Genomic DNA, 18,942 nt, shown 5'->3' with positions numbered 1-18,942 from the left:
GAGGCGATGAGGAGCAGGTGATGACCACCTCCCCCGAGGCCGGGACCCCCTGGACCGGTCGGTACGACGGCGACGGCCCCGAGCACGCCCGGTGGCATCAGCGGGTGCTGCAGGGCGCCGTCGGCGCGGCCCCGGACCCCGCCGCCGATCATGTCGCCCTGCTGGGCTTCCGCTCCGACGAGGGCGTGCGGCGCAACCGCGGCCGGGTCGGTGCGGCCGACGGTCCCGACGCGCTGCGCCGGGCGCTCGCCCCGATGGCCCTGCACGGTCCGCTCGCCCGCGGCGAGGTGGCCCTGCACGATCTCGGCGACGCCGTGACCGAGGGCGAGGACCTCGAGGGCGGGCAGGCGGCCGCCGCGGCGCTCACCTCGGCGGCGCTCGACCGTGCCGGGGCGCAGCTGAGCGTGGTGCTCGGCGGCGGGCACGAGACGGCGTGGTCCTCGTACCAGGGGCTGATGGGCTCCGGGCTCGGGCCGCGCGCCCGGCAGCGCTGGGGCGTGCTGAACCTCGATGCCCACTTCGACCTGCGCGAGGAGCCGCGGCCCACCTCCGGCACCCCCTTCGCCCAGATGGCCGCCGCCGAGCAGCGCGCGGGCCGCGACCTGCACTACGCGGTGCTGGGCATCGCCGAGCCCTCCAACACCGGAGCGCTGTTCGACCGGGCCCGCGACCTCGGCGTGCGCTGGTGGACCGACGAGCAGTGCCTCGAAGCCGGCGCGGAGGGGATCACCCGCTTCGTCGAGGAGTTCACCGCGGAGCTGGACCTCCTCTACCTCACCATCGACCTGGACGTGCTGCCGGCCGCGACCGCTCCCGGGGTCTCGGCCCCGGCCGCCTACGGAGTCCCGCTGCCGCTGATCGCCGCGGCCGTCCGCGCCGCGGCCGCGAGCGGGAAGCTCACCCTGCTGGACGTGGTGGAGCTGAACCCCTCCCTGGATGTCGACGGCCGCACCGCCCGCGCCGCCGCCCGCCTCATCGACGACGCGGTGCGCCTGGTCACCGGCTCGGAGCCCTGAGCCGACCGTCCCGCAGCGGCCGGGCATGCTGCGCGATGGTCGACTACTGGCGCAGGAGCGAGGACTACGGCGATATCGGCATACCCCTCGCCATATCGCCAGTACCCGACCATGGCGCGGGGCGACGCCAGCGTGGGCACCAGACGCACCGGGCGCTGTCCTCACGGGACGCAGGCCGCACCGGGCGCTGTCCGCACGGGACGCAGGCCGGACGGGACGCAGGCCGGACGGGGCGCAGGCCGCACGGAGCGGCGGCACGCGGGTCGAGGCCGCGTCGCCCGCCCCCGTCAGCGCAGGCGGACGAAGGCGCGCAGGCCCGGGTCGTGGTCATGGGCCTCGACGAAGCCGAGCGATTCGTAGAAGGCGCGCTGGCTCGGTTCGGCATCGGTGAGCAGCACCTTTTGGCGCACTGCCGCGAAGGGGGCGAAGGCCGCCTCCACCAGCGAACGGCCGATGCCGGTCCGGTGGGCGTCCGGCCGCACCAGCACGTCCTGCAGGTACGCGAGGGTCGCGCCGTCGCCCACCACCCGTGCCATCCCCAGGAGCTCGCCGTCGCGCCGTGCGGTGACCACGTGCTCGCTGCCGAGGACCGAGCGCTCGAGGGTGGCCGGGTCCTCGGTGTACGCGCTCCATCCCACCGCGGAGTACAGCTCGAGCATCTCGCCCAGCGACGGGACCTCTGCAGCGATCACGAGCTCGCCCGCGGGCGGCGCGAGGGCGGGGTCCGTCGGCAGCCAGCGGGAGTCCACGAGCTGGAACAGGCGGCAGTCCGCCCAGTCGTCGCCGAGGCGGAGGTAGTCCGGGGCCAGCCCGTACTCCGCGAAGCCGCACTTCTCGAGCACCCGGGCGGAGGCATCGTTGCCCACCTGCACCTCCGCCTGCAGACGATGCAGCCCGAGCCCGCCGAACGCGACCGCGATCGCCGCGCGCGACGCATGGGTGGCGATGCCGCGACCGGCCACCTCGGCATCGACCCAGTAGCCCAGCGACGCCGACTGGAAGGCCCCGCGGGTGATGCCGGCCAGGGTCATGCGCCCCACCAGGCGCGCGGTGCCTTCGGTGCCCGCGCTGGAGCCGGCAGCCTCCTCGAGCCAGATCCCGAGGCCCAGGCTGCGACCGGCCTCGCGCTCGGCGATGCCGTGGGCGAGGGCGGCGCGCTGGCCCTCCTCGGTGAACCATGCCTCTTCGCGCGCTGGCGCGCCGACCAGCAGGGCCTCGCGATTGCGCAGCTCGAGGTCGAGCAGCGCGGGGGCGTCGGCGGCGGTGAGCAGGCGCAGGGTGACCTGCTCGGGAGACACCGGCGCACCGGCGGACGGCACGGGCACCGTCACCTCCCCCGGCCGGGACGTCGCCGCGCTCACTCGCCGGTCCGACCGTCGACGGCCTCGCACAGCAGGTCGAGATGTCCCTGGTGGCGGGCGTACTCCTCGAGCAGATGGCTGAGGATCCACCGGAGGTTCAGCTCCTGGCCCCGGCGCCAGCCGAGCACCGGGGCGTCCAGATCCGGCCAGCGCGCCTGTGCGGCACGGGACGCCTCGACCTGCTCGCGGTAGGCGGCGACGTCGGCCAGGGCGGTCTCGGCCGTCGCGTCGAGGAAGTCCCCGTCCGGGTTGTCGTCGCTGCAGTGCGGGTCCGGCTGCTCCTCGCCGTGCAGCACCTCGAGGAGCCAGTAGGCCTCGACATCGGCGAGGTGGCGGAGGATGCCCGCGGGGCTCAGCGCTGAGGGCGGCACGGAGCGGCGGGCCAGCTGCTCGCCGTCCAGCCCGTCGATCTTGAGCAGCACCGTCTCCCGGTAGTACTCGAGCCAGCCGTCGAGCGACTCCCGCTCACCGGCCATCATCGACGGTTCGACGCGGGTGTCGGGGCGGGCGGAGGAGCGGGGATCCGGGGAGGTCATGGGAGCACTCTGGCACGCGGAGGCCCGGGCGGCGAGCGGATTCCGGTGCGCCGACGGGGTGGGCGGTCAGAGGGGGAGGACGCAGAGGGGCGAGCCGGCGGGCAGGCGGGCGTGCAGGCGACGGGACGGGCAGGCGGGGGGACGGGCAGGCGGGGGGACGGGCAGAACTGGGAGCACGACAGACAGGCCAGGCGGCCCGAGCAACTGCCAGCACCCTCGCCGCGCGCCCCGGGACGGTCGACTACTGGCGCAGGAGCGATGACTGCGGCGATATCGGCATAGTCCTCGCCATGGCGCCAGTACCCGACCATGGCGAGAGGGAAGAGGGCGTGGCCGTGGGCTCCGGACGCGCGAGAGGGAAGAGGTCGCGGCCGTGGGCTCAGGGCGCGCGAGAGGGAAGAGGTCGCGGCCGTGGGCGCGCGGGCGGGCGGGCGGCAGCGCTCCGGGCGGGAAACCGACCGGCGGCCCCGGTCTCCGCCCGGCAAGCCCGACGGGTCAGAGCAGCGTCTGGACCAGGGTCACCGCGGCCACACCGCCCAGCAGCACGGAGAACAGCAGGGCGAGCGTGGAGGGGCGGGCCTTCGAGGACAGCGGCCCGCCGAGGATGCCGCCCACCGCGGAGCCTGCGGCGAAGACGAGGGTGGTCACCCAGTCGATCTGGACGTCGGTGCCCAGGCGCGCCAGCAGGCTCGTGATCGTCGCGATGATCATGACCAGCAGGCTGGTGCCGGAGGCGCGGCGCATGGCGAGGCCCAGCGCGATCACCAGCATCGGCACCACGATGAACCCGCCGCCCACGCCGAAGAACCCGGTGAGGAAGCCGGTGAGGGTGGCCGCGGCGATCACCAGCGGCAGGCGCGGGGAGGAGGGACGTGCCGGGGTGGTCGGCAGCTCGGGCTCGCCGTGGTGGCGGAGCATGCCGTCGGCCGCCTCGACGGTGTCGGGGCCGGGCTGGTCGAGCACCGGATCATCGTGCGTGGCCACGGTCTCGGCGCAGTCCGCGTCGACCGCGCGGCCGTGGGCGGCGGCCTCCGCGCGCTCCTCGCGGCGGGTGCGCAGGGCGCGGCGCAGCATCGCGATCGCGACCGCCACCAGCATCGCGCCGAACAGGGTGAGCAGCAGGTGCTCGGGGACCAGGGCTGACAGTCGCGAGCCGAGCACCGCGCCGACCACCGAGACCCCCGCGAACACCAGGCCGTTGCGCCAGTCCACGTTCCGGTTGCGGGCGTGGTGCGGCAGGCTCGCCAGCGCCGTGATCAGCACGATGATCAGGCTCGAGGCGGTCGCGGAGTGCGCGGGCATGCCGAGCCCGAACACCAGCACAGGCACGGCGAGGATGCCGCCGCCGGCTCCCAGGGCGCCGACCACCACGCCGACGCAGAGGCCCACCCCGATCGCGAGCAGGACGAGTTCCATGGAGCGGGGTCCTCCCTCGGGGGCGATGGGTGCGCAGCAGGGTGAGCATATGTCCGAACTTTCTGCCGAGGGAGTCGGTTCCGTCCGGCGCCCCGGGCGCCGTGGCGAACCTCGCGCTGGATAGGATCGAAGGCCCCACGACAGGAGCGACGATGGCCCCGCACCGGCCCGAGCAGGCACCGGCGCCGTTGGACCCCGCCTCGCCCGCGATGGGCGAGCTGCTACGCAGATCCTGGCGCGCCGGGACGCTGATGCTCCCGTCGGCCCCCGCTCCGTCGCCCCGCACCCCGTCGGCCCCCACCGCCGCGCAGTCCGGGAGCCTGCAGGTCGCGCTCGCGGGCGTCGGCGAGCGCTTCGCCGCCTGGCGCGTGATCCCGCCGGGAGGCGCCGCGCTGATCGTGCGGATCCCGCACGTCGCCCCCGACGAGCTGCACCAGGACCTCGCCCACGAGATCGCGGCCCTCTCCCTGCTGCCCTCGGGAGTGGGTCCCGACCCGGTCGCCGTGCACGACGACCCCGCCACCAGTCCCCTCGGGCGCCCGTTCGTGGTGACCACCGCGATCCCGGGCGAGGTCGCCGCGCCGACCGCCTGGTCGGCCGCGCATCTGCGGGCCCATGCCGCGCATCTCGCCCGCCTCCACGCGGTCTCCGCCCCGGGCCGCGGCCCGGTCTCGACGGGGCCCGATCCCTGGTCGGCGATCGCCCCCGGGCCGCAGCACCTCCTGCCCGAGGTGGAGGGCGAGCTGCGCGCCGCGCAGGTGGCGCACGGCGCGGCGATCGCCGAGCATCGTCTGGCCCCTCTGCTCGAGGCGGCCCTCGAGGTGGTCGCCGCGACCGAGGCGCAGTTCGCGCAGCTGGACGGCTTCGTGCTCTGCCACGGGGACCTGTGCGCCACGAACATCCTGTGGGACGGGGCCGATCCGGCCGGCGGCCCGCCCGCGGTGCAGTACATCGACTTCGAGTGGGCCCAGGGCGATGATCCCGCCCGTGACCTGGCGATCCTGGGCGGCTCGGTGCACGGCGGCCCCTGGTACGTGCCGCTGACCGACGAGCAGGTGAGCGCCTTCGTCGACGCCTACGTGCGCGCCCGCGGCGAGCTGGGCGAGGTGCCGGACTCCGTCGCCGACACCGCCTCGCTCCGCGACCGGATGCGGGCCTGGACCGCCTACGAGCGCAGCGCGATGCTCGTGCACGTCGCCTCCCGCGCCGCGACCAGCGCCGCCCACCGCCGGGTCCTCCCGGCGCTGCGCGGCACCCTCGCCGTGACGCTGGGCGTCGACGTCTGAGCACGACGGCTCCGCACCCGTCGGCCCCTCCCCCGCACGTGCCTCGCACCACCGCGACTGGCGCGGCCGCCACCGGCTCTGCGTACGGTGGGCCCATGAGTGACTTCGTGAAGAACGCCGACAACGCCCCGGGCGGGTACGTCGCGGCAGAGGCCGCCGGACTCCGCTGGCTCGCGGAACCGCAGGTCGTGCCCGTGGTGGAGGTGATCGCGGAGGAGAAGAAGGAGCTGCGCCTGGCGCGGCTGGAGTCCGTGGAGCCGACGGCCGGGGCCGCCCGGGAGCTGGGCCGCGGCCTGGCGCGTCTGCACGACGCCGGCGCACCTTCCTTCGGCTGGACCCCGGCTGATGACGCCTTCTTCGGCCCGCTGGAGAGCCCCTTCGCCGTCACGGCCGCCCCGAGCACGGACTTCGCCGGCTACTGGGCCGACGATCGGCTGCGCCCGCTCGCCGATACCGTCACCCGCACCCTCGGCGCCGACGGCCACGACACCGTGGACGAGGCGATCGACATCATCGCCGACGGCGCCTTCGACGGCGTCAGCGGTGAGGGCGAGGAGGAGCCGGCCCGCGTGCACGGCGACCTGTGGTCCGGCAACGTGCTGTGGACCGCGGACGGCGCGACCCTGATCGATCCCGCCGCCCACGGTGGCCACCGCCTCGAGGACCTCGCGATGCTCTCCCTGTTCGGAGCGCCCTTCCTCGACGAGATCCTCGAGGGCTACGAGGCCGAGCACCCCCTGCCCGAGGGCTGGGAGCAGGACCTTCCCGCCCACCAGCTCTTCGGCCTGCTCGGCCACGTGCGGGTGTTCGGCGAGGCCTACGTGGACCAGACCATCGCCACCGCCCGGGCGATCATCACCCGGGCGGACGAGCTGGGGTTCTGACCCCCGACCGGACCGACGACCTCCGTCGTCGGCTCCGGATCAGTGGTCGTGGCCCTCGTGGTCGCCGCCGGCGTCCGACGCCTCGTCCGCAGTGCCCTCGTGGTCGTGGCCCTCGTGGTCGTGATCCTCGTGGTCATCCCCCTCGCCGCCGTGGTCGTGGGCGTCGCCACCCTCCGAGTCCCCGGCGCCGGGCGTGATCTCGTACTCGCCGGACGCGGTGCCGGTGGTCACCTGGATCTCATGCGGCACGACGGGCAGATCGAGCTCGCGGTAGATCTCACCGCTGGCCACGTCGACCATGGTGAGCTTCTTGGCCTGCGGGTCCACCACGAAGGCGGTGCCGTCGGCGACGGCCATCATCGGAGCGGCCTGCTGCCACTGATCGGGCTCGGTCCACTCCCCCGTGACCGGCACCTCGTGCAGCATCTCCCCGGTCTCGGGATCGAGGATGTTCAGCTCGCCGTCGTAGGTGAGCACCAGCGCCTCGCCGTCGGGACCGCGGTCCAGGGAGCGGAACCAGTAGGGCGAGCCCAGGTCCACGACCTGCTGGGTCTCGTCGCGGGTGTCGATCAGCGCGATCTCGGTGGGGCGCTCGATACCGTCCTCGGGCTCGGCCTCGACCTTGAGGTCGGCGAGCACGATCGGCGAGTCCTCATGACCCTTCTGGTTGCCGGAGCGCTGGAAGTCGCCCTCGATCTCGACCTTGTGGAACGCGCCGTCGCGGTAGATCACGGAGCCGTTCTCGCAGCCCAGGCTGATCACGTCACCGGACTCGGTGGGCTGCGCGGACGCCTCGCCGTGCACGCCCGGGCAGTCGGTGGTCTCGGCCGTGACCTTGCCGTCGGCGTCGAGCACCTGGACGGTGCTGCGGGATTCCTCGGTGCCCTGGGTGGTGAGCAGCCCGCCGTCCTCGAGCGGCACGGCGACGCCGTGATGCGGATCGTCGGTGGCGGTCTCCTCGAGCACGCCGAGGTCGCCGTCGGCGAGCGTGGTGGGGTCGATGATGGTGATGGCGCCGGTGCCGTCGGAGAACAGGGCGGTGCGGTCGCCGTGCGGGACCACGTGGCCGGGGTGCGGGGCGTTCACGGAGAGGTCGGTGAGCGCGGGCTCCTGCACGTAGTAGTGGAAGTGGTCGCCGTGGCCCTGGGCGAGCAGTCCCGTGTCGTACATCGTGATCGCATCGGAGGCGCTGACGGCGACGTGCCGGCCGTCGCCGGCGGGGTTCAGGCGCACGTACCCCTCGATCTCGGAGGTGCCGAGCGTGGCGCCGTCGGTCGAGTCGATCGTGGTCACTCCGCCGTCGTGGGCGAGCACGATGCGCGGGGACAGCGCGCCGACCTCGGTGCGGTCGGAGGAGGGTGCGGCCTCGGCGCCGCCGCCGTCGGAGGCCTGCGCGCCCCTGTCGGAGGCTCCGGTGCCGCCGTCGGACGCGCCGCCGCAGGCGGAGAGCGCGAGCAGGCTCGCGCCGAGGAGGGCGGCGAGGCGCGGCTTAGCGATAATGGTTCTCATGGGATTCATGAGGCGAGACTAGCAGTTGCCGACAATCGTTCTCATGTCGACGAGGGGTGCTCCGGGTCACATCTGCCGTCGGCGGTTCCCGAGCATGGCCCGCGACGACGCGGACCCCGGCAGCAGGGCCGACGGGTGCCGCGGCCGCCGGGCCCAGGAGCCGGGCCGGCGCACACGCACGCACCGGCGCCTCGAACGACGTTGTGCGCTGTGCTTCCACTGCTGGAAGCACAGCGCACAACGTCGAGACCCACCCCCCGGGCCGCCCACACACAAGAAGGGCCCGACCGTTCCCGGCCGGGCCCTCCCTGATCAGATCGAGGTCGGCTCAGATCACGCCGAAGGCGATCATCGCGTCGGCCACCTTGCGGAAGCCAGCCACGTTCGCGCCCACGGCGTAGTCGCCGGGGCGACCCACCTCCTCGGCGGTCTCGAGGCAGGTGGTGTGGATGTTCTTCATGATCTCGGTGAGGCGGTTCTCGGTGTGCTCGAAGCTCCACGCGTCACGGCTGGCGTTCTGCTGCATCTCGAGCGCGCTGGTCGCGACGCCGCCGGCGTTCGCGGCCTTGCCGGGACCGAAGGCGACGCCGGCCTCGCGGAGCACGGCGACCGCGTCCGGGGTGCAGGGCATGTTCGCGCCCTCGGAGACGGCCTTGACGCCGTTCTTGACGAGGGTGCGCGCGGCGTCGGCGTCGAGCTCGTTCTGAGTGGCGCTGGGCACGGCGATGTCCACCGGGACGTCCCAGACGCTGCCGCCCTTGACGAAGCGCGCCCCGTTGCCGCGGCGCTCGGCGTACTCGGTGATGCGGCCGCGCTCGACCTCCTTGATCTGCTGGAGCAGCTCGAGGTCGATGCCGTTCTCGTCCACCACGTAGCCGGAGGAGTCCGAGGCGGTGACCGCGATGCCGCCGAGCTGACGGACCTTCTCGATCGCGTAGAGGGCGACGTTGCCGGAGCCGGAGACGGCGACGCGGCGGCCGTCCACCGAGGAGCCACGGGCCTTGAGCATCTCGTCGGCGAAGATGGCCGCGCCGTAGCCGGTGGCCTCCTTGCGCACGAGCGAGCCGCCCCAGTCCAGGCCCTTGCCGGTGAGCACGCCGGCCTCGTAGCGGTTGGTGAGGCGCTTGTACTGACCGAAGAGGTAGCCGATCTCCCGAGCGCCCACGCCGATGTCGCCGGCGGGGACGTCGGTGTACTCGCCCATGTGGCGGTGCAGCTCGGTCATGAAGGACTGGCAGAAGCGCATGACCTCGCCGTCGCTGCGGCCGTGCGGATCGAAGTCCGAGCCGCCCTTGCCGCCGCCGATGGGCAGGCCGGTGAGGGAGTTCTTGAAGATCTGCTCGAAGCCGAGGAACTTCACGATGCCGAGGTTCACGCTGGGGTGGAACCGCAGGCCGCCCTTGTACGGGCCGAGCGCGGAGTTGTACTCGACGCGGAAGCCGCGGTTGACCTGGACGATGCCGTCGTCGTCGACCCAGGGCACCCGGAAGATGATCTGGCGCTCGGGCTCGCAGAGCCGCATGAGGATCCCGTGGTCCTGGTACTCCGGGTGACGGTCCTGGATGACCTCCAGGGACTCGAACACCTCCCGGACTGCCTGGTGGAATTCCGGCTCGCCGGCATTGCGGCGGAGCACCTGGTCATAGGTGGCCTGGAGCGTCGAGTCGAGCATCGCGGTCCTTTCAAGGGGCCCGGTGGACCCAGGATGGATCCGGGGCCTCCGAGGTCGAAGGTCTGGGCGCGGCCCAGAGTACGCGGAGACCTCAGATCCGGGCACCGGGTGTTCGATGAGTGGGCATGCAGGGCGCACGGAATGCATGCATCCCGTGCTCTCGCGGCCGACGGGCCGGGTCGTGCCCTCGGCCGGATCACCCCGGATCACCTCGGATCGCGGCGGATCGCCCCGCGCCCTCAGCTCCCCGGCGGGACCTCCCCCACACCGAACTCGCGGATCTGCACCCACTGGCCGCCAGGGTTCTTCGCGGTCACGCGGAGGCGGCAGAAGCGGGCGTCGACCGGCTCGTCCAGGCGGGCCCGGGCCACGGCGGTGCCGTCGGTCGCGCCGATCTCGGTCCAGGTCTCGCCGTCGGCCGAGAGCTCGAGGACGCCCTGGTAGATCTGGTCACCGGGGGTCGCGTCGCTCTTGGCCATCTGCACCTGCACGTAGCGGACCGGGTGGTTCTCCTCGAGCTCGACCTGCACCACGTCGCCCACCGTCGGGGCGCTGCTGGACCAGAACATGCTCGCGGGGTCCCCGTCGACGATCCGCCCGATCTCGTAGTCCCGGTAGGTGCCCAACGTGGTCGTCGCCGCGGCGGGCAGACCGCGGAAGGGCAGCGAGAGGTCCGTCGGCCGCACCGCGCGCAGCTCTTCCCAGGCCCGGGCGAGGAAGGCGTCGAACACGCCGTCGCCCACGCTCGGGACGATCTGGTTCTCCGTGTACACGCCGTCGGCCCGCTGGTCGGGCACGGTGGCCTCCCCGGCGGCCTCGAGATGCGGCGCCACCTCGGCGGCCGCGGCGGAGGCGTCCTCGAGGCGGTCCTCGGCGATGGCCCGGAGCATCTCGAGCTGAGCCTGGAGGGCACGCGACCAGTGGCCGGCCGCGACCATCCACGCCCGGGTGTCGGCGTAGAAGCCCTCCGACGCCATCGGCGCGAGGGAGTCCTCGAGGCCGACGATCGCCTCGAGCCGGGCGGCCAGCTCTCCGCCCTCGGCCCGGCCGTCGGCGTACGCGGCCCAGAAGGCCTCGACGTCGGCGGAGAGCGCGGGCGCGGCCGGCGAGCCGGCGCGGTAGGGCCAGTGCTGGTTCAGGTCGGTGAAGACGCGCAGCGCCTCCCGGATCGCGGGCTCAGTCCCGGCGAGCTCGTCGACCGCCGCCTCCCAGGAGCTCTCCGCCTCGTAGACCGGCGGGTTCCAGCAGTAGTCGGCGTAGTTCGCGAGCGAGATCAGCGAGGCGTAGGGCTGGATCATCGGGTTCGCCGTGAAGCCGGCGAGGTGCTCGTGCAGGGTGGGCGCGCGACCCTCGAGGGGGTTGAGGAACAGCCGGTCGCGTCGTCCGTCGTTGACCGGGAAGTTGTCCCAGATGTAGAGGTGCTCCGTGCGGTAGGAGGCCACGGCCGTGCGCACGGACTCCTCCGTGATCGTCGGCGAGAAGACCCCTTCGCCGGTCCACTGGATGCGGATGTCGGGGTGCGCGCCGCTGCCGAAGTCGGCCTTGTAGGCGGTGGGCTCGGAGCCCGAGTAGTGCGTGGGGACAGTCTGGAGCGGGGCGAGGCCGTGCGCCTCGACGTAGTCCGTCTGCAGACGATTGAGATAGTGCACCTGCGCCTCGGCGAGGGAGCCGAACTGGGCGGCATCCTCCTCGCCCAGCTCGGTGGGGATGTCGTCCAGCGCGATGTAGAAGCTGGTCACGCCCAGTTCGCGGAGCTGCTCGAACTTCGTCACCGTGGCCTCGAAGTCCTCGTCGCTGCCGTAGGTGATGTCGTTGCCGGGCGAGAGGGCGAAGGTGAAGCTCACGTGGTTCGCGTTCGCGGTCTCGACCAGCTCGGCGAGATCGGCGAGCTGGTCGCCCTCGTAGAGCTCGCGCCACTTCGAGCGCAGCAGGAGGTCGTCCTTGGGGGTGTAGATGTAGGTGTTCAGCTTGTGCTCGCCGTAGAAGACGAAGTGATCCAGGCGCGAGCGGTGCGACCAGGGGATCCCGTAGAAGCCCTCGATCGCGCCGCGGATCTCCATGAGCGGCTCGTCCCGCACCTGCACGGCGGGGACCCGGGTGCTGCCGGCGAGCAGCTGGCGCAGGGTCTGGACGGCATAGAAGGTGCCGCGGGCGTCGTGCCCGGCGAGCACGAGGGTGGCGCCGCGATGGCGGGCGGCGGCGAGCACGTAGCCGTCGGCGGCGAGATCCTCCGGGCCCTGGACGCCCACGACCTCCAGCGCGTCGGCGAGGGTCGGGTTGTCCTCCGGGGTGCCCAGGTGCACGCGGGTCCCGCCAGGGCGGACCTCCCCACCCACCTGCACGCTCACCGTACAGCCCACGCTCTCGAGCAGGGCCGTGAGCGCCGCCCGGGCGACGGCGTCCGTCTCCTCCCCGACGTGCACGGTCACCGATCCCCCGAGCACCACCTCGCCCGCCGCGGTCCCGACGGCCTGCGGGGCGGGACGCATCTCCGGCACACGACCCGGGGTCCCGCCGTCGGCGAGGGCGGAGGTCCCCGGGAGGGCGAGGGCGCCGCCGGCGGCCAGGCCGAGCCCGAGGGCCGCCCGACGGGTGAGGGCTGAGGGAGCGGAGGAGGAGGACGTGGATCGATGCACAGAAGTCACCTTCCGGTGCCTCGCGCAGCGCGCGGGCGGGGGTGGGGGTGGTGGCAGGACCGGGCCCGACCACTTTCTGTGATCGGCCCCACAGGACCGCCCCCAACCTACCAAGCGAGCCCCGCCCTGACGGGCGATTCAGGCGGCGCCGTCGGCGCCGTCCGCCTCGGGCTGAAAGATCTCCTCGATGGAGCACCCGAACAGGGCGGCGATCCGGAAGGCCAGCGGGAGGGAGGGGTCGTAGCGGTCGTTCTCGAGGGCGATCACGGTCTGGCGGGAGACGCCGAGGGCGGTGCCGAGCTCGGCCTGGGACCAGCGGCGCTCGGCGCGGCGGGCCTTGAGGTCGTTGCGCATCGCGGGCCCGCTCAGCGGTACCGGACGGCGGAGACGATGGTCCCCGCGATCCAGGCGAGCATGAGGATCGAGAAGGCGAAGATCCAGTTCATCGCCGGGAGCAGCGAGAACTGCAGCACGCCGACGGCGAGGATCAGCGGCACGGAGACGACGAAGGCGACCATGACCGCCTCGGCGATCTTGCGACGCTCGAACTCGTCGCCGCTGCGGTACATGTCGATGTTCGCCCAGGCCATCAGGCCGACGGCGGGGAGCACGAGCAGCGCGGGCAGCCAGGCCGGGACGCCGACGGCCTGCGCGACCTGGGTCAGCGCGAGGCTCGCGACGTAGAGGACGACCCCGCCGACGAAGCGGACGGCGAAGACCCGGTTGACGCGGGAGCGGGGGGTGGTGGCGGCGGTCATGGCGACTCCTTCACTCGATGATGATCGATGCGGTTGCGATGCCCCGGCCGGAGCACCAGCATCGCCTTCCCCTCAAAAGTAAGGCGTGCTTGACATCGAAGTCAAGGGATCTTGACACAAAATGTCAAGGACACCTGACAGAGCGCGGGCGGCGCCCGTCGACCGCAGCCCGCACGCTCACCCCAGACGCACATCCAGCTCGCACTGCACCCACGCCGGATCGTCCGTGGTGATCGTGTCGACGCCGCAGGCCAGCGCCACCTCGAGCTGCGGAACAGTGTTGACCGTCCACGGGTTCACCGCGAGCCCGGCCTCATGCACGGCCTCGGCCGCCTGCAGGCTGAGCCCCTTGATCGAGGGGCCGATCCCGGCCGCGCCGAGCTCGCGGGCAGTCGCGATCGCCTGCTCGTCGACCTGGCCGACCAGGTAGGAGACCGGCGTCTCGGTGGTGCGGCGGATCTCGGCGAGCGCATCGACATGGAAGGAGATGACCGTGGAGGCCGCGGCCGGGGAGCCCTTCGGCAGCGCGGTGAGGATCTCGGCGACGGCCTGGGCCGCGGCGGCGACCTTGACCTCGATGAACACCGGGGCGGTGGTCATCTCCAGCAGCTCGGCGAGGGAGGGCACGCGCTCCCCGCCCTCGAGCAGCACGGTGTCGAGCTGCGCCCGCGTGAGCTCGCCGATCGCCCCGGTGCGCAGGGGCGAGTCGGAGGCGACGGTGCGGTCGATCGTCTCGTCGTGCATGACGACCACCTCGCCGTCGGCGCTCAGGTGCACATCGCACTCGAGCAGCTGCGCGCCGTCCTCGAGCGCCCGTCGGAACGCGGCGAGGGTGTTCTCGGGGGCGTGGGCCGAGGCGCCGCGGTGACCGACGATCGCGGGGCGCTGCTGGGGTGCGGGGCTGGACTGGTTGGTCATGACTCTCCTGAGAAGAGGGGTGTTGCGGTCGACGGCGCCGACCGAGACTGCTCCACCGCACCACGAATGCCGGCGACGAGCACTCCGATCCATTGGACCGCCGTCGTGACCTGCATCACAACGAATGCGGCTTCGCCTCGAGGTCGAGTGCGGCGACGGGGTGGACACCGGCGCCGAGGTCGCTCAGACGCCGGTGCGGCGCTCGATCTCCACGGCGGCCCAGGCGGGGTCGTCCACGGTGATCGTGTCGCAGCCGAGCTCGAGGGCCCGCTCGAGCTCCTCCTCGGAGCGCGCGGTCCACAGGTTCAGCGCGACGCCGAGCTCCTTGGCCCGCTCCACGTCGGCCTGACGCGCATCGGCGATCCGCACCCCCGCCTGCGCGACCCCCAGATCCCGGCAGGCCTCCCACCACTGCGGCGAGGTCGCCGTGGTGGTGAGCATCAGCGGGATCTGCGGGGCGAGCTCGCGGGTGCGCCGCAGCGGCTCCTCGTGGAAGGAGATCACCCAGGCCGGAGCACCGTCCGGCTCCTGCCAGGCGGTGGGGACGAAGTAGTCCTGGAGGATCGCCACCACCCGCTCCGCGGCGTCGACCGCCTTGATCTCCACCAGCACCGGGATCCGGTTGCCGTCCTCCCGCACCGCCACCTCGAGCACCTGGGCGAGGGTCGGGATGTGCTGTCCCTCCCCCACCAGCACGCGATCCAACTGGGTGCGGGTGAGGTCCGAGACCGCGCCGGTGCGCAGCGGGGAGTCCGCCTGTGCGGTCCGGTCCAGGGTGGCGTCGTGGATGATCACGTCCTGGCCGTCGGAGCTCAGGTGCACGTCGCACTCGAGCCAGGTCGAGCCCTCGGCGACACCGCGACGGAAGGACTGGACGGTGTTCTCGGGGCTGAGCGCGGCGGCGCCGCGGTGCCCGACGATCTCGGGCTGCTGGAAGGTCATGTGGTCGATCTCCTCGAAGGATCCGGGGCGGGACCCGCCGACTCGGGCGGCGGGCCTGCGGCTCCGGGCGTTCCGCCGCCCGGAGCCGCGCGGTCTCGACGGTGAGGCCGAGCCCGTCAGGTGCGCACGACCGGGCGAGCCGGTCGGGCGCGGTGGCTCAGTTCCAGCCCTCGAAGGCCACTGCCTCATAATCCTCGCGGTTGTCGTCCAGGGTCTCCTGGAGGGTGGCCGCGAGCGTGTCGAGCACCTTCTGGGGATCGGCGCCGTCACCGAAGACCTGGCCCATCGCGGCGCCGATCTCGGTGATGGAGCCCTGGTCCCAGTTGGTGTAGTCCGCGGTGCGGGCGTTCTCGAGCTGGGCCAGGGAGACGCCGTAGTTGGGGTTCTTCGCGACGAGGTCCTTGACCACCTGGGTATCGCGCGCGGCCTCGACGATCGGGACGTAGCCCGTGCCCACGTGCCACTCGGCGGACTTCTCCGGCTGCCCGAGGAAGCGGAACAGCTCCGCGCACGCGTCCTGGCGGTCCTGGGAGTCGGTCTTGACGATCGAGAGTCCCGAGCCGCCGGTGGGGACCTGCTTCTCCTCGCCCTCCTTGGACAGCATGAAGGCGGTGCCGATCTCGAAGACGCCCTCGGTGGCCTGGGTCTGACCGGTCAGCGAGGCGGTCGAGCCGCGCCAGCCGGCGGCCAGGCCGGAGGCGAAGTCGGTGGCGGAGTCCTGGGCGAGGTAGCCGTAGCCGTCGTCGTGGACGAACTTCCGCATCCACTCCAGCCACTCGACGCCGCGCTCGTCGTTGATCGAGACCGCGAAGTCCTGGTCGGAGTTCGCGCCGCCGAAGCCCCAGATGTCGGCCTGGCCGCCCCAGGCGTCGGCCGCGAGGGTGATGGCGGACAGCGGGCGGCCGTCGACCTGGATCTTGGCGAGCTCGGGAGCGAACTCGGCGAGGTCCTCCCAGGTCTCGGGGCCCTCCTCGGGCAGACCTGCCTCGATGTAGCGGGTCTTGTTGTAATAGAAGAGCGGGGTCGAGCGGGCGAAGGGCACCACGTAGGTGTCGCCGCCGGCCTTGCCCTCGGCGACGTAGTTCTGGATGTACTTGTCCAGGTTCCACTCGTCGTCGAAGTAGCCGTCCAGCGGCGCGAGGGCGCCGGACTGGTGGAACTGGAGCCACTGCATCTCGGGGAAGCAGACGATGTCCGGCACGGTGCGGGCCTGGAGCGCGGCGGTGAACTTCTGGTTGAGGTCGACGTAGCCGCCCACGGACTCCGCGATCGCGACGATCTCGTCCTGCGACTCGTTGAACTCGGCGAACTGCTTCGAGAGCACCTCGTAGTTGGTGTCGGTGAAGGGCGCCCAGAACAGGATCGGGGTGCGGCCCTCGTACTCCTTGGGGACGGTGAGGTCGGCCTGGGAGAAGCCGTCACGCACGGTGCCGTCCTCGCCGCCGCCACCTCCTCCGGGAGCGCCGCAGGCGGCGAGGCCGGCCGCGCCGGTGCCGAGGCCCAGGGCCGCGAGCATGCTGCGGCGGGAGACGTTGAAGGGGGTGCGGGACATGGGGATCGCTCCTTGGAAGGGGTCGGTCGGGGCATGCGGTCTGGGGCGGGGCGTCCTGCAGGACGCGGTGCGGGCGGCGTGCGGGGCACGCGGGTGCCCGCCCGGGCAGGGCCCGGGGGCTGGTGGGGATCCGGTGGGCGGGCCGACGGATCCGGGGTGCGAGCGGCGCGAACGGTCAGGACCTGTTCGGTCCGGGGCTCACGTGATCGCTGCGGCCATCACTTCATCGCGCCGGCGGCCAGGCCGCCGATGATGCGCTTCTGTGCGAGGAAGAAGAGGATCAGCATCGGCAGGGAGACGAACACGGCGCCGGCCATGATCACGCCCCAGTTGCTGTAGCCCTCCTGGCTGCGCAGGAAGAGCAGGCCGATGGGCAGGGTGCGCATGTCCGCGGTGGAGGTGACGATGAGCGGCCACACGTACTCGTTCCACTTCCCGACCATCACGATCAGGGTCGCGGTGAGGATCATCGGGCTGGACAGCGGCACCACGATGGTGAGCATCCGGCGGAGGTGGCCCGCGCCGTCGATCTCCGCGGCCTGCAGGATGTCCTTGTCGATGGTCCGCATGTACTGGTAGAGCAGGAACATCGCGAAGGCGCTGGCGATGCCGGGAAGGATGATGCCGGCGTAGGAGTTCAGCCAGCCCAGGTTCGCGATGGTGATGTAGTTGACGATCAGCGTCACGTGGCCCGGCAGCATCATCGAGGCGATGATCAGGGCGAAGGCGATCTTCTTGAACCGGAACTCCACGAACACGAAGGCGTACGCGCACAGGATCGCGAGGGTGATCTCGAGGAAGGTGCCCACGCCCGTGGTGATGATCGAGTTGACGAAGAAGCGGTCGAACGGGGCGCTGTTCCAGGCCTGCGTGAAGTTCGCGAGGGTCAGCTCGCCGGGGATCCACTGCAGCGGCCAGGTGTAGATGTCCTGGTGGGGCTTCAGGGCCGAGGAGAACAGCCAGTACAGCGGGAGCGTGAACACCACGATGGTGGCGACGACGCCGGCGATCAGCAGCCCGGTCCTCCAGAGGGGGCGGCGGGGGCCGCGATCACGGCCGCGGTTGCGCGCGGCGGGCGCGGAGGGGGTCTCGAGCGAGCCCGGGTCGAGGGTCAGAGCGCTCATGAGTCGTAGTTCACCTTCTTCTCGCCGTAGCGGACCTGCACGTACGTGATGGCCAGCAGCAGCACCAGCAGCACGGTGGCGCCGGCCGATGCCTTGCCGATGTCGAACTTCTGGAAGGCCTCCTCGTAGACCATCCAGCTCAGCGTGCTCGAGGAGATCCCGGGCCCGCCGTTGGTCATGATCGAGATGATGTCGAAGGCCTGGGCGGCCGAGATGATGCCGGTGATCGAGAGGAAGAACGTGATCGGGCTCAGCAGCGGCAGCGTGAGGTGGCGGAACAGCTTCCAGCCGTGCGCGCCGTCGAGGGCGGCGGCCTCGTAGAGGTCCTTCGGCAGATCGAGGATCGCGGTGTAGCAGATGACGGTGACGAAGCCGAGGCGCTGCCAGGTGTAGGCGATGGTGATCGCCCACAGCGACCAGTCCGAGGTGGTGGTCCAGGCCGGCGAGTCGGCCCCGAACAGGGAGAACGCCCAGCGGGAGAGACCGTAGTTCGGGTCGAACATGAACAGCCACAGGATGCCCACGGCGGCCCCGGGGAGCATGTGCGGGGCGAAGGCCATGGTCTGCGCGAAGCCGGTCAGCGGCACCTTGGTGGCCAGCAGGCTCCCCAGCACCAGGCCCAGCGCGAGCGAGCCCACCACGCTCACGCCGGTGAAGATCAGCGTGTTCAGCATGACCTGGCCGAAGTTGGGGTTCGTGAACAGGTCGGTGTAGTTCTCCAGGCCCACGAAGTCCGGGCTCGGGGCCACGAAGTCCCAGTCGAAGAAGCTCAGCCCGATGTTGTAGAGCGCCGGGTAGTACGAGAAGACGATGATCGCCAGCAGGTTCGGCGCGATGAGCAGGCCGAAGAGGAGGGCGTCGCGGCGGGCGCGGCGGCGGCGCTGCGGCGAGCGCCGGCGCTCCTCGCTGCGGCCCCGGGGCCCGGTGGCGGTCGCCCCGCGGGAGCTGTCGCCGGAGGGGCCGACGGGCGCCTCGGCCTGCGCGGCCCCAGACGGGACCGCGGGGTCCGTGCGGGGGCTGCGGACGGAGATCGACATGGGAGCGCTCCCGGATTCCTGGTCGGTCGATGACCGGGGTCATCGAGGGCTGTCGGTGGCGGCTGCACGCCCGAGGGCGGCTGCCGGTCGGGGCGGAGCCCGCCGCTCCGTGCCACGGCGAGGCCGTGACGACGGTGCGGACGAGGGCGGCTCGGCGACGCCTCCCGGCCTCGTCGACGCCCTCACCGTAGAGAACCGTCCGGGCACTCGCCAACGGAGCATCCGCGCAGGTGAACCGCATATGAACGGGGCCTGTCACCGCTGGTGGGAGCGCTCCCACGTCGAGTCCGTCGGC

Annotated in this window: 16 protein-coding genes; 3 read left to right on the top strand and 13 right to left on the bottom strand. The window is 72.4% G+C overall.

Going from position 1 to position 18,942, the window contains the following annotated elements:
* Positions 1-20 precede the first annotated feature (20 nt).
* Entirely contained in the window at positions 21-1,016 is a 996-nt protein-coding gene (gene hutG, locus CFK41_RS00650) for a formimidoylglutamase (RefSeq protein WP_096797926.1), read from the top strand.
* Positions 1,017-1,303: 287 nt separating this feature from the next.
* On the opposite strand, the gene CFK41_RS18260 is transcribed toward hutG, so the two are convergent.
* The 3 genes from CFK41_RS18260 to CFK41_RS00630 all read right to left on the bottom strand — a co-directional run bounded on the left by CFK41_RS18260 (position 1,304) and on the right by CFK41_RS00630 (position 4,329).
* A complete protein-coding gene (locus CFK41_RS18260; protein ID WP_321169381.1) occupies positions 1,304-2,341 on the bottom strand; it encodes a GNAT family N-acetyltransferase in 1,038 nt (345 codons plus the stop codon).
* 32 nt (positions 2,342-2,373) lie between these two features.
* Positions 2,374-2,913, bottom strand: coding sequence for a DinB family protein (locus tag CFK41_RS00635; protein WP_096797925.1), 540 nt, complete (start codon positions 2,911-2,913; stop codon positions 2,374-2,376).
* 495 nt (positions 2,914-3,408) lie between these two features.
* A complete protein-coding gene (locus tag CFK41_RS00630; RefSeq protein ID WP_096797924.1) occupies positions 3,409-4,329 on the bottom strand; it encodes a sulfite exporter TauE/SafE family protein in 921 nt (306 codons plus the stop codon).
* Between the two features lie 152 nt (positions 4,330-4,481).
* Between CFK41_RS00630 and CFK41_RS00625 the strand changes: the two genes are divergently transcribed.
* Both CFK41_RS00625 and CFK41_RS00620 read left to right on the top strand, forming a co-directional pair.
* Positions 4,482-5,615, top strand: a complete 1,134-nt coding sequence (locus CFK41_RS00625; RefSeq protein WP_096797923.1) for an aminoglycoside phosphotransferase family protein — start codon at positions 4,482-4,484, stop codon at positions 5,613-5,615.
* 95 nt (positions 5,616-5,710) lie between these two features.
* Complete coding sequence (locus tag CFK41_RS00620) at positions 5,711-6,499, top strand: fructosamine kinase family protein (protein ID WP_096797922.1); 789 nt, start codon at positions 5,711-5,713, stop codon at positions 6,497-6,499.
* Positions 6,500-6,538: 39 nt separating this feature from the next.
* On the opposite strand, the gene CFK41_RS00615 is transcribed toward CFK41_RS00620, so the two are convergent.
* The 10 genes from CFK41_RS00615 to CFK41_RS00570 form a co-directional block, all read right to left on the bottom strand.
* Entirely contained in the window at positions 6,539-8,008 is a 1,470-nt protein-coding gene (locus tag CFK41_RS00615) for a hypothetical protein (RefSeq protein WP_096797921.1), read from the bottom strand.
* Between the two features lie 328 nt (positions 8,009-8,336).
* Complete coding sequence (gdhA, locus tag CFK41_RS00610) at positions 8,337-9,680, bottom strand: NADP-specific glutamate dehydrogenase (protein ID WP_096797920.1); 1,344 nt, start codon at positions 9,678-9,680, stop codon at positions 8,337-8,339.
* Between the two features lie 239 nt (positions 9,681-9,919).
* Entirely contained in the window at positions 9,920-12,316 is a 2,397-nt protein-coding gene (locus CFK41_RS00605; RefSeq protein ID WP_096797919.1) for a beta-N-acetylglucosaminidase domain-containing protein, read from the bottom strand.
* 138 nt (positions 12,317-12,454) lie between these two features.
* On the bottom strand, positions 12,455-12,670 hold the full coding sequence (locus CFK41_RS00600) for a helix-turn-helix transcriptional regulator (RefSeq protein WP_096797918.1): 216 nt from the start codon (positions 12,668-12,670) through the stop codon (positions 12,455-12,457).
* A gap of 11 nt (positions 12,671-12,681) precedes the next feature.
* Entirely contained in the window at positions 12,682-13,074 is a 393-nt protein-coding gene (locus CFK41_RS00595; protein ID WP_096797917.1) for a hypothetical protein, read from the bottom strand.
* Between the two features lie 177 nt (positions 13,075-13,251).
* The gene (locus CFK41_RS00590) at positions 13,252-13,992 is read right to left on the bottom strand and encodes a glycerophosphodiester phosphodiesterase (protein WP_096797916.1); all 741 of its coding nucleotides are present in this window, start codon (positions 13,990-13,992) and stop codon (positions 13,252-13,254) included.
* Positions 13,993-14,175: 183 nt separating this feature from the next.
* Complete coding sequence (locus CFK41_RS00585) at positions 14,176-14,934, bottom strand: glycerophosphodiester phosphodiesterase (RefSeq protein ID WP_096797915.1); 759 nt, start codon at positions 14,932-14,934, stop codon at positions 14,176-14,178.
* 157 nt (positions 14,935-15,091) lie between these two features.
* Positions 15,092-16,486 carry an ABC transporter substrate-binding protein gene (locus tag CFK41_RS00580; RefSeq protein ID WP_096797914.1) on the bottom strand — a complete coding sequence of 465 codons (1,395 nt, stop codon included), beginning with the start codon at positions 16,484-16,486 and terminating at the stop codon, positions 15,092-15,094.
* Positions 16,487-16,704: 218 nt separating this feature from the next.
* Positions 16,705-17,610: a carbohydrate ABC transporter permease gene (locus CFK41_RS00575; RefSeq protein WP_227873147.1), complete on the bottom strand. Its 906-nt coding sequence runs from the start codon at positions 17,608-17,610 to the stop codon at positions 16,705-16,707.
* Positions 17,607-18,647, bottom strand: coding sequence for a carbohydrate ABC transporter permease (locus tag CFK41_RS00570; protein ID WP_096797913.1), 1,041 nt, complete (start codon positions 18,645-18,647; stop codon positions 17,607-17,609). Before CFK41_RS00570 ends, CFK41_RS00575 begins: the two co-directional genes overlap by 4 nt.
* Positions 18,648-18,942 lie beyond the last annotated feature (295 nt).

It is taken from the genome of Brachybacterium ginsengisoli, from assembly GCF_002407065.1.
Taxonomy (GTDB): Bacteria; Actinomycetota; Actinomycetes; order Actinomycetales; family Dermabacteraceae; genus Brachybacterium; species Brachybacterium ginsengisoli.
The sequence above is the reverse complement of the archived record's forward strand: the minus strand, read 5'-3'. Positions and strand labels throughout refer to the sequence as shown.

What these genes read in the sequence shown, in the direction of transcription:
- CFK41_RS00580 (WP_096797914.1), bottom strand. Translation starts at nt 16,486, where the DNA reads ATGTCCCGCACCCCCTTCAACGTCTCCCGCCGCAGCATGCTCGCGGCC.
- CFK41_RS00590 (WP_096797916.1), bottom strand. Translation starts at nt 13,992, where the DNA reads ATGACCAACCAGTCCAGCCCCGCACCCCAGCAGCGCCCCGCGATCGTC.
- CFK41_RS00575 (WP_227873147.1), bottom strand. Translation starts at nt 17,610, where the DNA reads ATGAGCGCTCTGACCCTCGACCCGGGCTCGCTCGAGACCCCCTCCGCG.
- CFK41_RS00625 (WP_096797923.1), top strand. Translation starts at nt 4,482, where the DNA reads ATGGCCCCGCACCGGCCCGAGCAGGCACCGGCGCCGTTGGACCCCGCC.
- hutG (WP_096797926.1), top strand. Translation starts at nt 21, where the DNA reads ATGACCACCTCCCCCGAGGCCGGGACCCCCTGGACCGGTCGGTACGAC.
- CFK41_RS00630 (WP_096797924.1), bottom strand. Translation starts at nt 4,329, where the DNA reads ATGGAACTCGTCCTGCTCGCGATCGGGGTGGGCCTCTGCGTCGGCGTG.
- CFK41_RS00600 (WP_096797918.1), bottom strand. Translation starts at nt 12,670, where the DNA reads ATGCGCAACGACCTCAAGGCCCGCCGCGCCGAGCGCCGCTGGTCCCAG.
- CFK41_RS00635 (WP_096797925.1), bottom strand. Translation starts at nt 2,913, where the DNA reads ATGACCTCCCCGGATCCCCGCTCCTCCGCCCGCCCCGACACCCGCGTC.
- CFK41_RS00620 (WP_096797922.1), top strand. Translation starts at nt 5,711, where the DNA reads ATGAGTGACTTCGTGAAGAACGCCGACAACGCCCCGGGCGGGTACGTC.
- CFK41_RS00615 (WP_096797921.1), bottom strand. Translation starts at nt 8,008, where the DNA reads ATGAGAACCATTATCGCTAAGCCGCGCCTCGCCGCCCTCCTCGGCGCG.
- gdhA (WP_096797920.1), bottom strand. Translation starts at nt 9,680, where the DNA reads ATGCTCGACTCGACGCTCCAGGCCACCTATGACCAGGTGCTCCGCCGC.
- CFK41_RS00570 (WP_096797913.1), bottom strand. Translation starts at nt 18,647, where the DNA reads ATGTCGATCTCCGTCCGCAGCCCCCGCACGGACCCCGCGGTCCCGTCT.
- CFK41_RS00585 (WP_096797915.1), bottom strand. Translation starts at nt 14,934, where the DNA reads ATGACCTTCCAGCAGCCCGAGATCGTCGGGCACCGCGGCGCCGCCGCG.
- CFK41_RS00595 (WP_096797917.1), bottom strand. Translation starts at nt 13,074, where the DNA reads ATGACCGCCGCCACCACCCCCCGCTCCCGCGTCAACCGGGTCTTCGCC.